This window comes from Methanomicrobia archaeon, from assembly GCA_011049045.1.
Classification (GTDB): domain Archaea; phylum Halobacteriota; class Syntropharchaeia; order Alkanophagales; family Methanospirareceae; genus JACGMN01.
Genome location: DSCO01000050.1, coordinates 14,917 through 28,442 on the forward strand (window position 1 = coordinate 14,917; position 13,526 = coordinate 28,442).

The 13,526-nt window shown below is 56.4% G+C and carries 13 protein-coding genes; 6 read left to right on the top strand and 7 right to left on the bottom strand.

Features of this window, described 5'->3' with window-relative positions; all coding sequences use genetic code 11:
- Positions 1–41: 41 nt before the first annotated feature.
- The gene (locus ENN68_06630; protein ID HDS45749.1) at positions 42–470 is read right to left on the bottom strand and encodes an ACT domain-containing protein; all 429 of its coding nucleotides are present in this window, start codon (positions 468–470) and stop codon (positions 42–44) included.
- Between the two features lie 4 nt (positions 471–474).
- Entirely contained in the window at positions 475–1,776 is a 1,302-nt protein-coding gene (locus ENN68_06635; protein HDS45750.1) for a phenylacetate--CoA ligase family protein, read from the bottom strand.
- 204 nt (positions 1,777–1,980) lie between these two features.
- Here ENN68_06635 and ENN68_06640 point away from each other — a divergent pair, with 204 nt between their 5' ends.
- The 3 genes from ENN68_06640 to ENN68_06650 are packed head-to-tail and all read left to right on the top strand — an operon-like array spanning position 1,981 to position 5,204.
- A complete protein-coding gene (locus ENN68_06640) occupies positions 1,981–3,294 on the top strand; it encodes an ABC transporter substrate-binding protein (protein HDS45751.1) in 1,314 nt (437 codons plus the stop codon).
- 35 nt (positions 3,295–3,329) lie between these two features.
- Complete coding sequence (locus ENN68_06645) at positions 3,330–4,241, top strand: branched-chain amino acid ABC transporter permease (GenBank protein HDS45752.1); 912 nt, start codon at positions 3,330–3,332, stop codon at positions 4,239–4,241.
- Between the two features lie 3 nt (positions 4,242–4,244).
- The gene (locus ENN68_06650) at positions 4,245–5,204 is read left to right on the top strand and encodes a branched-chain amino acid ABC transporter permease (protein ID HDS45753.1); all 960 of its coding nucleotides are present in this window, start codon (positions 4,245–4,247) and stop codon (positions 5,202–5,204) included.
- A gap of 12 nt (positions 5,205–5,216) precedes the next feature.
- Here ENN68_06650 and ENN68_06655 read toward each other — a convergent pair whose 3' ends face one another.
- Positions 5,217–5,921 (bottom strand): ABC transporter ATP-binding protein, encoded by a 705-nt coding sequence (locus tag ENN68_06655; GenBank protein HDS45754.1) that lies wholly within the window; start codon positions 5,919–5,921, stop codon positions 5,217–5,219.
- Positions 5,922–5,953: 32 nt separating this feature from the next.
- On the bottom strand, positions 5,954–6,682 hold the full coding sequence (locus ENN68_06660; GenBank protein ID HDS45755.1) for an ABC transporter ATP-binding protein: 729 nt from the start codon (positions 6,680–6,682) through the stop codon (positions 5,954–5,956).
- Between the two features lie 177 nt (positions 6,683–6,859).
- On the opposite strand from ENN68_06660, the gene ENN68_06665 reads away from it, so the two are divergent.
- Complete coding sequence (locus ENN68_06665) at positions 6,860–8,173, top strand: phenylacetate--CoA ligase family protein (GenBank protein HDS45756.1); 1,314 nt, start codon at positions 6,860–6,862, stop codon at positions 8,171–8,173.
- Between the two features lie 8 nt (positions 8,174–8,181).
- Complete coding sequence (locus ENN68_06670) at positions 8,182–8,616, top strand: ACT domain-containing protein (protein HDS45757.1); 435 nt, start codon at positions 8,182–8,184, stop codon at positions 8,614–8,616.
- 186 nt (positions 8,617–8,802) lie between these two features.
- Here the strand turns inward: ENN68_06670 and ENN68_06675 are convergent, their stop codons facing one another.
- From ENN68_06675 to iorA, 3 genes are read right to left on the bottom strand one after another with little or no spacing between them, the layout of a single operon-like run.
- Complete coding sequence (locus ENN68_06675; protein HDS45758.1) at positions 8,803–9,354, bottom strand: hypothetical protein; 552 nt, start codon at positions 9,352–9,354, stop codon at positions 8,803–8,805.
- Between the two features lie 24 nt (positions 9,355–9,378).
- Positions 9,379–9,990 (bottom strand): indolepyruvate oxidoreductase subunit beta, encoded by a 612-nt coding sequence (locus tag ENN68_06680; GenBank protein HDS45759.1) that lies wholly within the window; start codon positions 9,988–9,990, stop codon positions 9,379–9,381.
- Between the two features lie 6 nt (positions 9,991–9,996).
- Positions 9,997–11,796, bottom strand: a complete 1,800-nt coding sequence (gene iorA / locus ENN68_06685) for an indolepyruvate ferredoxin oxidoreductase subunit alpha (protein HDS45760.1) — start codon at positions 11,794–11,796, stop codon at positions 9,997–9,999.
- A 214-nt stretch (positions 11,797–12,010) separates the two neighbouring features.
- Between iorA and ENN68_06690 the strand changes: the two genes are divergently transcribed.
- The gene (locus ENN68_06690; protein HDS45761.1) at positions 12,011–13,258 is read left to right on the top strand and encodes an AAA family ATPase; all 1,248 of its coding nucleotides are present in this window, start codon (positions 12,011–12,013) and stop codon (positions 13,256–13,258) included.
- The last annotated feature ends 268 nt before the right edge of the window (positions 13,259–13,526 follow it).

The window sequence follows — 13,526 nt, forward strand, 5'->3', positions numbered from 1 at the left end:
TGAAGACACTGCCGCACGAGCGTTTCTTTCGGTCAGGTCGGTTAGAGGCTGTAGAGTTCGGAGCTCCCGATTATGCGGTAGCCCTGCTCTTCAAGCACCCGCTTGGCAGTTGCGCGATCTGTGACACCGAGCACGATAATTGCCCGTTTCTCCTTATCGAGCACAAAGCCGTAGCAATCCTCTATATTTACGTCCGCCTGTCGCAAGACTTTCAATACGCTGTGGAGGCTCCCCGGCGTGTTCTGCACCTCGACGGCGACGACATCAGTTAAAGAAGCGGTCATGCCTGCCTGCTGCAGTGCGCGAAAGCCCCGCTCGGGATCGTCCATAATGAGTTGAAAAATCCCGTATTTCTCGTCCGAGGTAATCTTAACTGCCAGGATATTGACGGCTGCGTCCGCCAAAATACCCGTTATCTGCTCCAGTTTTCCCGGTCGATTTTCTAAGAAGACATTAATCTGCTTGGCCATTCACCTAATTCTCCTTCCGTAAATCCACCACCCTTACTGCCTTGCCTTCCGTTCGCGGCAAGCTTCCGGGCTCGTGGAACTCCACCCGGGGGCGCACCACGATCTCATCCTGAATTGCCTTGAGGATATCATTCTCGAGCTTCCTCAGCTTCCTCAAGTCGCCACTGAACATCTTCGGATAGAGCTCCACCTTGACGGTCAGCTCGTCGAGCGTGCCCGTACGATCGAGATAGAGCTGGTAATTGGTGGCCACTTCAGGAAAGCTCATGAGCACGTCCTCGATCTGACTCGGGTACAGATTGACGCCACGGACGATGAGCATGTCATCAGTTCGACCTTTGATCCGTGAGATGCGCACGTGCGCCCTGCCACAGGCGCATGGCTCGCCGTCGTCCACAATGGAGGCGAGATCACCGGTTCGGTACCGGATGATCGGCATGGCCTCGCGGCAGAGCGTGGTCACGACCAGCTCGCCTTCCTCGCCCGGGCCAAGCGCCTCACCGGTACGGGGATTCACCACCTCGAGGAGATACTGATCTTCCCAGAGATGCATACCGCTCTTCTCCGCGCATTCAAACGCGACCCCGGGGCCGTTCAGCTCGGACATGCCATAGGAATTGAAGGCGCTGATGTCATAGATATCCTCGATCTTCTGCCTCGTCTGCTCCGAGTGTGGCTCGGCACCGACGAAGCCGATCCGTAAATCAAACTCACGGGGATCGTCGCCCTCCTCCTCCATGACCTCTGAGACGTAGAGGATGTAGGAGGGTGTAGCATGGAAAACGGTCGTCTTAAAATCCTTCATCAACTGGATCTGGCGTCTGGTGTTCCCGACTCCCGAGGGGATAACCAGCATGCCCACCTTCTCCGCGCCGTAATGGAGTCCCAAACCACCCGTGAACATCCCATAACTGATGATGTTCTGGAAGATATCGCGCTTGTCGGCGCCGGCCATCACAATGCACCGGGCAACGAGATTGGCCCAGTTCTCGATGTCGCGGCGGGTATGGAAGATGACCGTCGCCTTGCCCGTGGTACCCGAGGAAGAATGCAGCCGCACGATCTCTTCCTGTGGCACGGTCACGAGCCCGAAATCGTAGTTCAGGCGCAGGTCATGCTTCGTGGTGAACGGGAGCTGAACAACGTCCTCGGGCTTAGTGAACAGAGACTCATCGATACCTGCCAAACGATTCCGATAAAAGATCGAGTGCCGAGCACGGGCGATAACGTTCTTCAACCGTTCGAGCTGCACCGTTGCCAGTTCCTCACGCGGCAGCGTTTCTATCCGCTCATCCCAGAACGCCATGAATCCTATGTGGCGTGAGAACTATATAAATCAGCACGCCGATCTGTAACTCCGCGGCCTTGTACGGGTACGTACTGTGCCAGGAGGGCACGAGCCAGGGGTATTTACAGACCGAGCAAAAAAGGAAAAGCTTAAATAACCGCTACCCAGAAGTTCTAACAAGGTTAGCAGTACTTGCAGAATGAAAAGCAGAGGTGGATAAACATGAGATATGCGACTTTAGTGTCGGTGATAGTGATAGCCTCGCTACTACTCGCCGGCTGTGTGGAACAACAGGAAGGACCGCAGGAGGGAACGGGAGAGCTGAAGATCGGTGTGGTCGCGTCATTAACCGGAAGCGCCAGTACGACGGGCCTGGATATGTGGCAGGCCGCAGTCCTGGCAGCAGAGGAGATAAACGCGAAGGGCGGAGTCGTCGTCGACGGCGTTCCGATGAAAATAACACTCGTGAAGGGGGACGATGAATCGTCACCGAAAGCTGGCGTGGAGACCGTCACAAAACTCATCACGGAAAGCAAGGTTGACCTCCTCGTCGGTGGCTTTTCGAGCAGTGTAACGTTTGCTGATTCAGTTGTTGCGGCTGAGCACAGGGTGCCGTTCATCGTCACGGGCGCCTCTTCACCGGTAATAACGCGCCGCACGGATATTGATACCAGCTACTTATTCCATCACTGCCCCACCACAGACGACTACGGTGAACGCACAACGATCTTTGTCGATGAGATTGTCAAGCCTGAGATCTATGCACGATTCAATTTCCCCGAAGACCGGCCACTGAGAATGGCATTGCTCTACCAGGACAGCGCGTACGGTATTGGCGTTTATGACGCCACCAAAAAGACGATCGAAACCTACAATCTCAACATGGAGATCGTTGCCGCCGAAAAATTCAAGATGGGCGAGACCGATTACCGAACGCCACTCACGGTCATAAAGGCCAAGAAACCCGATGTCATCTACCCGGTCGCGTTCCTCAACGAGCAGACGCTCATCGTCACGCAGGGCAGAAGGGATGTGGGGTTGCACAGCATTTACCTCTCGGTCGAATGCAACGATGATCCGGACTACTACACCGGTGTGGGGCGCTTTGGTGAATACTCGATCCAGGAGAGCCGATTTGGGCCCTATGCCATTCCTGCAGGGCCGCTCGAGAGTGCCGTGGAAAAGTTCAACGCGGACTTTACCGCGCGATGGGGAGTACCACCGAGCATGATGGGCGCATCTACCTACGAGGGCATATATATCGCTGCTGAAGCGGTGAAGAATGCTGGCACGGTTGATAAGGCGAAGGTCAGGGACGCACTCGCTGCGATCAGGATGCCGCAAATAGTCGAGGCAATGCAGGGCGGCATGATCACCTTCACGCCTGATTACCGTGAGAGCAAGTTCGATCTCTATATGCAGCAATTGCTCTGGGACGCGTCTGTAGGCGAGACAAGGCCGCACATTGTATGGCCGGATAGCGTAAAGGAGACTGATTTTGTACTGCCGGACTGGTACGAGCCCGGGAGTACATAATCTTTTTCTTTTTTTTTCCCCGTTCTCTATGACCCATGGATATTAGCCTGTTCGCGCAGATTTTGGTGTGGGGCATTTATGCCGGCTGCATTTATATTCTGCTCGCCATCGGTCTGAATTTGATCTTTGGCGTGATGAAGGTCGTGAACTTCGCCCACGGTGAATTGCTGATGCTTGGCGCTTACGCCGCCTTCTGGCTTTACGCCTATTCACAGCTTAATCCGTATTTCGTGCTCCCACTTGCCACGCTGCTCGTCGCCCTTCTCGGACTGGCGATCGAGCGGCTCGGGTTCCGGCCGATCATGGGTACGGGGAAGTTGAATGAGATCTTCCTCAGTCTCGGACTTATTTACCTGTTCCAGAATCTCGTGGCGTATCTGTGGTCAACGAACTCGCGATCCGTTCGCAGCCCCTACAGCACCAGTTCAATTCCCCTCGGCTCGATCAAGCTGCCCCTGGATTATCTCATCATTATCATCATTACCATCGTCTTCTTGATCGCCTTTCATCTCTTCATGAAGCAAACTAAGCTCGGAAGAGCGATGCGTGCCACCAGCCAGAATCGTGAGGCCGCGTCACTCATGGGTATTAACGTGGAACGAATGGACATGCTCAGTTTTGCTCTGGGTTCTGCGCTAGCCGCGGCAGCGGGCGGCTTATGGTTGATCAGCGGTCAGCTGGTAGATCCCTATGTGGGTGCTATTCCCGCGATCAAGGCCTTTGCGGTCATCATCATCGGTGGCCTGGGGAGCATACCGGGGGCGATCATTGCGGGTCTAACGCTGGGCATCGCGGAAAATCTGGTGCCGTTACTCATGCGATTGTTCATGGAGCTCTTTGGTATTTCAATGTCCTTCACGGCATGGAAGGATACGATCGCTTTCTTCATATTGATCATCGTCCTGGTACTACGGCCGACGGGCATCTTTGGTGAGAAGGGTGAGTAGGAAATGAAACGGGAGCAGATCAGCATAAAAGGATGGATCGGTATCGGGTCGTTGATCCTGGCGTTACTCATACCCTTCCTGGTCGGGGTCAACACGTATCTTCTGACGGTATTGATCATCATGTTCGTCTACATCATCTATGCCTCCGCATGGAACCTGCTCGCCGTTTCCGGTCAGGGCTCGCTCGGGCACGCTGCTTTTTTCGGGATCGGCGGATATGTCTCGGCGATCGTGGCGAGTAGCCTTGGTCTGCCACTCGTTGCGACCATACTGGTTGGCGGGCTATTTGCTGCCGTGATCGGGCTGTTCATCGGTTTTACCTGTATACGATTGCGCGAGTGGTTCCTGGCGATGGTGACCTTCGGGTTCGCGGTGATCGCACATACCATCACGGCAGAGCTTTCATGGCTCACCGGCGGCTGGGACGGTATCCCCGCGAAGAAATTGATCGCCGTTACCATTCCCAATTACCTCCTTTACGAGTACTATCTGATGCTGGTGCTTACCGTCGCGGTGGTCGGTATCTTTTACCTGATCCTCAAATCGAAGATGGGGCTCGCACTGGAGGCGATACGCGAGAATGAGCTTGAAGCGAAGGTAATGGGTATCGATGTGCCGAAGTACAAGCTGACTGCTTTTGCTATAAGCGCGTATTTTACCGGCGTAGCTGGCGCTTTACAGATCCATCACTTCGGGTATATCACGCCGGAGATCTACGGCATAGACATCTCATTTTGGCCGATCATTTATTGCATTAGCGGCGGCTTGTTCACCATCGAGGGCCCGATCCTCGGCACGATATTCATCACGATTCTGGATGCGCTCCTGAAGAGCTTTGGGTTCACCTATGAGCGTTTGATCCTGATCGGGCTGATCCTTATCCTGGTAGTGATATTCCTACCACGGGGACTCGTCTCGCTGCCTGCGAAGATCAAAGCCCGGCTTGAAGGCCGGTTGAGTTGAGCGAGCGCCAGCTCACATGCCCAGATAGGCTTCTCTCACGTAATGGTTATTGAGCAGATCTGAGCCCTTACCTTCGAGGATGATCTGCCCCTTTTCCATGATATATGCACGGTCTGAGATCTCGAGCGCATGATGGATGTTCTGCTCAACGAGCAGTACCGTGACCTGTTCCTCTTTCAGTTTCTGAATGATCTCGAAGACCTGTAAGACGACCACCGGCGCGAGCCCGAGCGAAGGCTCGTCAAGCATCAGTAGCGCTGGCTTTGACATCAATGCGCGTGCGATCGCGAGCATCTGCTGCTCACCACCGCTCATCGTACCGGCGAGCTGTTTTTTACGTTCCGCGAGCTTCGGGAAGAGCGCGAAGACCCAGTCCAGGGAGTCGTTCTGCAGCTCACGAGCGCGTGGCACATAAGCGCCGAGCACGAGGTTCTCGAGCACGCTCATCTTCGGGAATATCTCGCGACCCTCGGGAACAAGCGCGATTCCTTCACCCACGATCTTATACGCTGGAATTCCATCGATCTGCATATCAAACAGCTTAATGCTACCCGAACGTGGTTTGAGTAAGCCCTGGATCGTCTTTACCGTGGTCGACTTCCCTGCACCGTTCGAGCCGAGCAGCGTCACTACCTCACCCGCATTCACGCGGAAGGAGACGTCCCAGAGCACCTGCACCTTATCGTACAAAACATTCAGTTTCTCTATGCTGAGCATGGTCTCGGAGTTGTCAGTTCGTACATCCCGCGTCACATATAGGTCTTCTCGCCGAGGTAAGAGCTGATGACCTTCTCATCCTTCGCGATCTCCACTGGCGTGCCCTCGGCGATCTTCTCACCGTGATGCAGGACAACGATCCGGTCTGAGACGTTCATAATCACCCGCATCACGTGCTCTACCATGAGGATCGTGATCCCGGCCTCACGTATCTTCTGGATCAGCGAGATGGCAGCGTTGCTCTCGCGCGGATTCAGCCCGGTGGTCACCTCGTCGAGCAGGAGCAGCTTCGGCTCCGTTGCAAGTGCGCGTGCGAGCTGAATCCGTTTCAGCTCCACCACATTCAGGTTCTTGACCGGGTAATGGATCTTCTCCTGGGGGTAGCCGGCGAATTCGAGCTTCGCCGCAGCCTTCTCACGCGCCTCGGACATGCTGAGGTTCACGGAATCACCGAACAGCGCACCGACGGTCACGTTCTGCAGTGCGGTCAACTCGGGGAAGGACCGGACGAGCTGAAAGGTCTTCGCAATCCCGAGCTTGCAGACCATATTGGGGCTCAGGTTGGTGATCTCGCTGCCGTCGAAGAAGATCGAGCCCGAGCTGGGCGGGTAGACACCGCTGACGACATTGAGGAGCGTGGATTTGCCCGCGCCGTTCGGCCCGACGAGCCCGACGATCGCATTTCGCTCGATCTCAAAGCTGACGTCCTTGATTGCGGTAATCCCGGCAAAGTGCTTGCTTACCTTCTGTATCGAGAGCATCTATTCTCCGTCACGCGGTTCTGTGTATTGTATATAGGTGTGATCACTGACCATATTAATATATAGGGTATTCTTGCTTATCGCGCGTTTTCGATTCAACACGGCTCCTTCCTTGAAACCACCGCTGGAGAAACCACATGGTTTTTTATAGGATGACAGCATAGGTTGCTTTGGTGATTGATACGCATGTTCAGGTACTGGAATCCGCACATCGAGCGAATGCCCGTTGACGATCTGCACAAATTGCAGGAGGATCGGCTTCGATCTTTGGTACGCTTTGTCTATGCCCATTCATCCTTTTACCGGGATCGGTTCAGGGAAACGGGTGTGGAGCCAGACGATATCAAGCAGCTGAGTGACGTGACGAAGCTCCCGTTCACGCAGAAGATCGATCTCCGGAATACCTATCCTACCGGCATGTTCTGCCTGCCCGGCGACTGGGTGGTGCGCTATCATGTCTCCAGTGGCACGACCGGAAAGCCCACGGTGGTCGGGTACACGCAGGGTGACATTGATATGTGGACGGATTCGCTGGCACGCGCGCTCACCTCGATCGGCCTGGGTCGTGGCGACGTGATTCAGGTAGGGTATGGTTACGGGCTCTTTACCGGTGGGCTCGGGCTGCATTACGGCGCTGAGAAGATCGGCGCGACCGTGCTCCCGATCGGTGCCGGGAATACCGAACGTCAGATCGAGCTCATGCAGGATCTCGGCAGCACTGCTATTGCCTGCACGCCCTCGTATTTCCTGTACATTAATGAGGTGGCCCAGAATATGGGTATCAGTATTCGAGATGATACGAAGCTCAAAGTGGGCGTCTTCGGTGCGGAGCCGTGGTCGAATGAGACGCGGAAGCGAATTGAGGAGGCCACGGGAATCAAAGCCTATGACATTTTTGGCACGAGCGAGATGAGCGGACCGCTGTTCACCGAGTGCCATCTGCAGAACGGCATCCACGTCTGGGCTGATCTCTTCTTGATCGAGGCAGTGGATCCGGATACGGACGAGCAGGTGGCGGATGGCGAGCGCGGCGAACTGGTGGTGACTTCACTGGATAAATGGGCTTTCCCGCTCATCAGGTTCCGGCTTGGAGATCTGACGATCATCGATCACGAGCCCTGTGAGTGCGGGCGCACGCATCCGCGGATCTTGCGGATTCTCGGTCGCACGGACGATATGATCGTGGTGCGGGGGATAAATGTCTTCCCGAGCCAGGTCGAATCGGTGCTCATGCGGATTCCTGAGGTGGGTGACCACTACCAGATCATTGTGGATCGTAAAGGGCCGCTGGACGTCATGACGGTCGAGGTCGAGGTGACCGAGCAGGTGTTCAGCGATAAGATCGCGGATTTGATGACCCTGAGCAACCGAATCTCGAAAGAGCTCAGGAACGTCTTGAATATCACGGCGGAAGTGAATCTGGTGGAGCCCGGGTCGATCCCGCGATCAATGGGGAAGGCGAAACGGGTAATAGACAAGAGGCAGGTGTGAGAAGAGGGATGGTGGCGATAAAGCAGATCTCGATTTTTATGGAGAATAAGCCGGGCAGCTTGGCCAGGGTAGCAAAGACGCTCTCGGGCGGCGGCGTGAATATCCGGGCGTTAACGGTTGCGGAAGCGGGCGACTTTGGCGTTATCCGGATGGTGGTGGACGATACGGCGAAGGGCTACCAGGTGCTCAGGGACGGCGGGTTCACGGTCTCGGAGACGGACGTGCTCGCGGTGGAGCTCAAAGACGTTCCGGGCGGCCTCTATGAGATTGCGAAGACGCTCGGCGAGAGCAACATTAATATGGACTATGCCTACGCGTTCGTGACGGCCAAGGCTGAGCGCGCGCTGCTAATAGTGCGTGTGGACGACCTGAATGGCGCGGTGGAGGTGCTTCAAAAGGCCGGGATCGCGATCGCAACGCGGCAAGAGGTGCAGAATATATAACGATCAATCGTACCTCATTCGTTCACGTGCTCTCACTGTAGAAGTGTTTGTAGGTATGCTGGGCCCACGGTATAATCGCTATCCGGCAAACCGCCATTCACCGAAACAGTCGTCTGGATGCGAAGCAGCTTGCGGTTGAGCAGCGTCCACCCTCCTGCGTTCGTTGGCATTCCGAGAATAAGCTCTTCACTCGTCCGCGTTAACGTTTACGGGTGCAGTTACCGGCTCTTCGGCAAGCGTGAATCGCCATTGACAGAAGACGTCATTGGGATGTGGATCGGTCGGTGCGAAGATGCAGCCAACCTTGATCCGGGGATCGATCACGCGCGCAAACCGCTTGAATTCCGCATAATGCATGCACTTGCAGAAGTACTCGCCCAGGCCGCGTTTGAGCCGCGCCTCCTGTGGCGGGCAGTGAGGAACGGAGAGGATCACCTCGTCCTCCTTCTCCTCGATCTCATAGTTGATGATCAAAGCCCAGGGAAAGAGCTTCAAGGCCTTAACAAAGCCTTGTAAACCTTTCTCTTTGATACCGAATCGCGTCACCATGTCGCGAGCCGCGAGTTCCGCCGTCTTTCCCCAGACCCGCTCGTTGACCTTTTCAGCGGCATCGATCCCGAATCGCTCTTCGACATAGATAAACCAGAAAGCATCAACGAGGCGATATTGCCAGAGTAGAAAGTCGAGGTAGTCCCTGAGCTGCGGGGCATCCATCTTCTCGATGAGTTCCGAGGTCATAGACTAAAGAACGCGCTATCGCTATTAATATAAATATCTAACTCGTTCACTCAGGCACGCTTGTTTGCCGAGTTCGAACGCGCGTTTGTTCATCGCCAGATACTTCGGCTTGATCGATTCGGCGAGCGTCTCGAGAAGTAGCTCCTCAGGCAATGGTAGATACGCCGCAAGCAGCCCGAGCATCACGACGTTCATCGCCTGTGGCGTGCCCGCGTCAATCGCCAGTTCCGTCGCGTTGACCGCTTTAACCGTTTTGCTGATATACTGAAGCGGTGCACAGAGTTCATCCAGCGGCGGATAGGTGGCTCTCCCGGTCGTCACCGTGACCGGCAGTATCGGATTGGTGTTCACCAGCACAACCCCGTCCTTGACGAGGTAATGGGCGTACCGAAGCGCTTCCGCGGGCTCGAGCGCAACCAGGATATCCGCGCCACCAGGCGGCACCAGGGGCCCGTATATGCAACCAATTCTGATATGCGTGATGACGCTGCCACCGCGCTGCGCCATACCGTGGGTCTCCGCACCGCGCACTGAATATCCGGCCTTCAGTGCGGATTTCCCGATCACATGAGCGAGGAGAATGACGCCCTGGCCGCCAACACCGACGACGATAATGTCACACGTCGAGGTTTTCATCTGCTCTCAGGTGGTGGTCACCTCCTCAATGGCCGCGCTGGGGCAAATCTGTGCGCAGACGCCACAGCCGGAGCAGAGCGCATTAGTGCGTGCATGTTCGCCATCGAACTCTATGGCGGGACAACCGAACTCCACGCACTTCTTGCAGCCCGTGCACAGCTCAGCATTCACGCGGAACGGCTTTCGGCGCATGCCTGCCCGCCGAGTATCGGTGACACAGGCCTGCTTCGCAATGATCACCGCGAGCCCCTGGAAGTCGCGCGCTCGGGAAAAGGTCTCGATCGTTCCGTCCAACTCGAGCGGATTGACGGTCTCGACGAGGTCCGCGCCTAACGCCTTCGCGATCGCCTCCAGCGATACTGCCTTCGTCTCCTCGCCGGTGGCCAGGGCACCCGTCCCCGGATGCGGCTGATGGCCGGTCATCGCCGTTGTGGCATTGTCCAGAATGGCAACGGTAATGCGTGCCTTATTGTAAGCTGCATTGAGCAAACCGGGCAGTCCCGCATGGAGGAAGGTCGAGTCGCCGATGCTGCAGCAGATCGGCCGCTGCTCGCCACCGAACCTGATGCCGGTGGCCTGCGTGATGCTTGCGCCCATGCACAAACAGGTATCGACCGTGCCCATACCGACCGCGAGCGTATAGCAGCCGATGTCGCTGGGAAAGATCGCGTCCTTCCCGAAAGCCCTCCGCATGGCATAGTAGGTCGCACGGTGACTGCAGCCGGGACAGAGCACTGGTGGTCGTGGTGGCAAGATCTCAGTAGCAACGTTGAGCGGGTGGACATATCGTGAAGGACGGTTTAAAACGCCTGCAATTGCGTTGTGCACAAGGAGCAAATCGAACTCACCCTCTCGTGGAAGCTGACCGCTCGTCTTTCCAAGGATCTTCACCGAGGGGTTGCTGGTCAGCGCCACGCGCTCCACATACTCTTCCAGCACCGGCTCGAGCTCCTCGAGCACCAGTACCGTCTTTACGGTCTTCAGCATCGCGGCGATGAGCGCTACCGGAGGCGGAAAGCTGCCAACGCGGAGAAGCGAGAGCTCGGTATCCAACTGCCTGAGCGCCTCTTCCGCGTAGAGCCCCGAAATGCCCGAGGCAATGATCCCCAGTTCGCTCTGATGAAGCGTCAACTGGTTCCAGGGCGTGTCATACAAAGCGTCCGCCATGGCGGCTTGCTTCTTCAAGAGCTCGGTATGCCGTGGTCGTGCGTGCACGGGCAGCATCACCCACTGCTCGGGATTCTTCTCGAATTCCAGCTTCTCCGCTCGCTCTTCTATCGAGCCCAGTGAGACATCAGCACGAGCGTGCGAGACCCGCGTCGTAGGCCGCACAATGACCGGCAGCTCAAGCGCTTCCGAGAGCTCGAAGGCGGCCTGGCACATGTCCTTTGCCTCCTGTGGATCTGCAGGATCCAGGCAGGGGACGCCGGCAAATTGTGCGTAGCGGCGCGTATCTTGCTCGTTCTGTGAAGAATGACAATACGGGTCGTCCGCGACGATGAGCACCAGACCGGCTTTCACGCCCGTGTATGCCAGGGTCATGAACGGATCGGCCGCGACATTCAGGCCGACGTGCTTCATCACCGCCGCTGCTCGCGTCCCGGTCCATGCCGCACCGCTCGCAACCTCAACCGCGACCTTCTCGTTCACTGACCACTCCACGTGCACGTTATACCGCTTCGCGAACTGCGCTGCGGTCTCAACGATCTCGGATGCTGGCGTGCCAGGATAGCCCGTGATGACACCCGCGCCGGCCTCAAAGAGCCCACGGGCGATGGCAACATTACCGAGAAGATACTCTTTCATATCCGTACCGTTCTGTGATTGAGGTTAGGTGCCTATAAAACCCAGCGATACGGCGAATCACCTGCTCCACCACCGGCATCAGCAGTACGGCGGTGACGATCCAACCACGGCGGTGCCGCTTCTCGCGGTAAAGCGTCCTCAGCACCGGTTGCCGTTCGCTGCAGCGGTGGTATCAATCGCGCATTCGACCGGCGGACCACAGTAACCTTTATATATGCAGTCCTTCCATAGGATCAGGTACTGTATGTTTGAACCGGTCGCGGAGCGGATGCGCGCAGCTGCGGAAGAAGGCGAAGGCAGTCCCATCTTCAGAGCTAAAGAGGTGCTTCGACCCTCCTATCTCCCTGACCGGCTCCCGCATCGTGAGGAGCACATAACGCGGTTGACCCGCGTACTCGCGGATGCTGTACGCATGGGCTCGCCGGTAAATATCGTGCTCTCCGGTGCCATGGGAACCGGAAAGACCTCAACGGTGAAGCACGTGACCCGAGACCTGGAAACACGTGCGCACGTGGTGTATATCAACAGCGAGATATTCGATACCCCCTATCGAGTCGTCGCGTACCTCGCGCGGAAGTTCAACAAGCGTGTGCCGATGATCGGCTGGCCTGCGGAACTGCTCTACGCTGAGTTGAAGAGCGCGATTGATGCTGAAGTGCGGCACGTGATCGTGATCGTGGACGAATTTGAGATGCTGGTGCATAACGGCGATGAGACCTTTGCGTACCTCCTGCGGCTTAATCGCGAGCTGAAGCAAGCGCAGGTGAGTTTTATCTGTCTCGCCGACGATCTCAGCTTCTCAAAGTTCCAGAACTCGAAGGCCAGATCTGCAGCGAGCTGGAAGGGGCTGCGATTCCTACCCTATACGACCGATGAGCTCAAGGATATCTTATACGACCGCGTGGAGCTGGCATTTGTTGCTGATGCGCTTGAGGAGTCCGTGATCCCGCTCTGTGCGGCGCTCGCCAATTCCGGGCTGGGCGATGCAGGCTATGCGCTCGAGCTCCTGCGGGTCTCTGGTGAGATTGCGGAGCAGTCCGGAGGCAAACTGGTACGCGCGGACCATGTTCGTTATGCAAGCGAGCACATCGCGCAGAGCAGGGAGGCTGAGCGGATCACGGCGTTACCGGTGCAGCAGAAACTCGTGCTCTCGGCCGTGCTTTCCCTGGGACGGGATCGGCGGAGCAGCCGGTTCTCGAGCGGCGAGGTTTATAACCGGTATTGCGAGTTATGCACACACATGGGTCTGAATGTCCTTACGCAGCGCAGGTTCAGCGATTTCATCGCCGAGCTGGACGCGCTCGAGTTGCTCACCGCTGAGGTGGTAAGCAGGGGCAGATACGGACGGTCAAAGGTGATCTCGCTGCGTATACCTGCGGAGTTCCTGCAGCCTGTGCTCTTTGGCGACGCTCAACTCAGAGCGCTCTCCTTCGTGGAGGAGCGGACGACGGTAGCCGTGTGAGCGATCTAAAGTCAGCTATGGCGAGGGTGAGCATCCATTTAATTTAATAAACGGTGTTTCGTGCCTTTTTCTTCGCTTACTGCGTTATGGATAACTCTACGCAGTTCGTCTTGTCTCATTCTGAAGAGAATGATAGAGATAGTAAGTAACCCAAACTCCGCAAATTAACCCATAGGTAGCGCCTCAGGGAAGAGCGAGCACATCTGTCGTGCCCGCTTGGGTATCTGTGCGAAGTACTCACGTCCACTCCGTTCCACGATCTTCATCA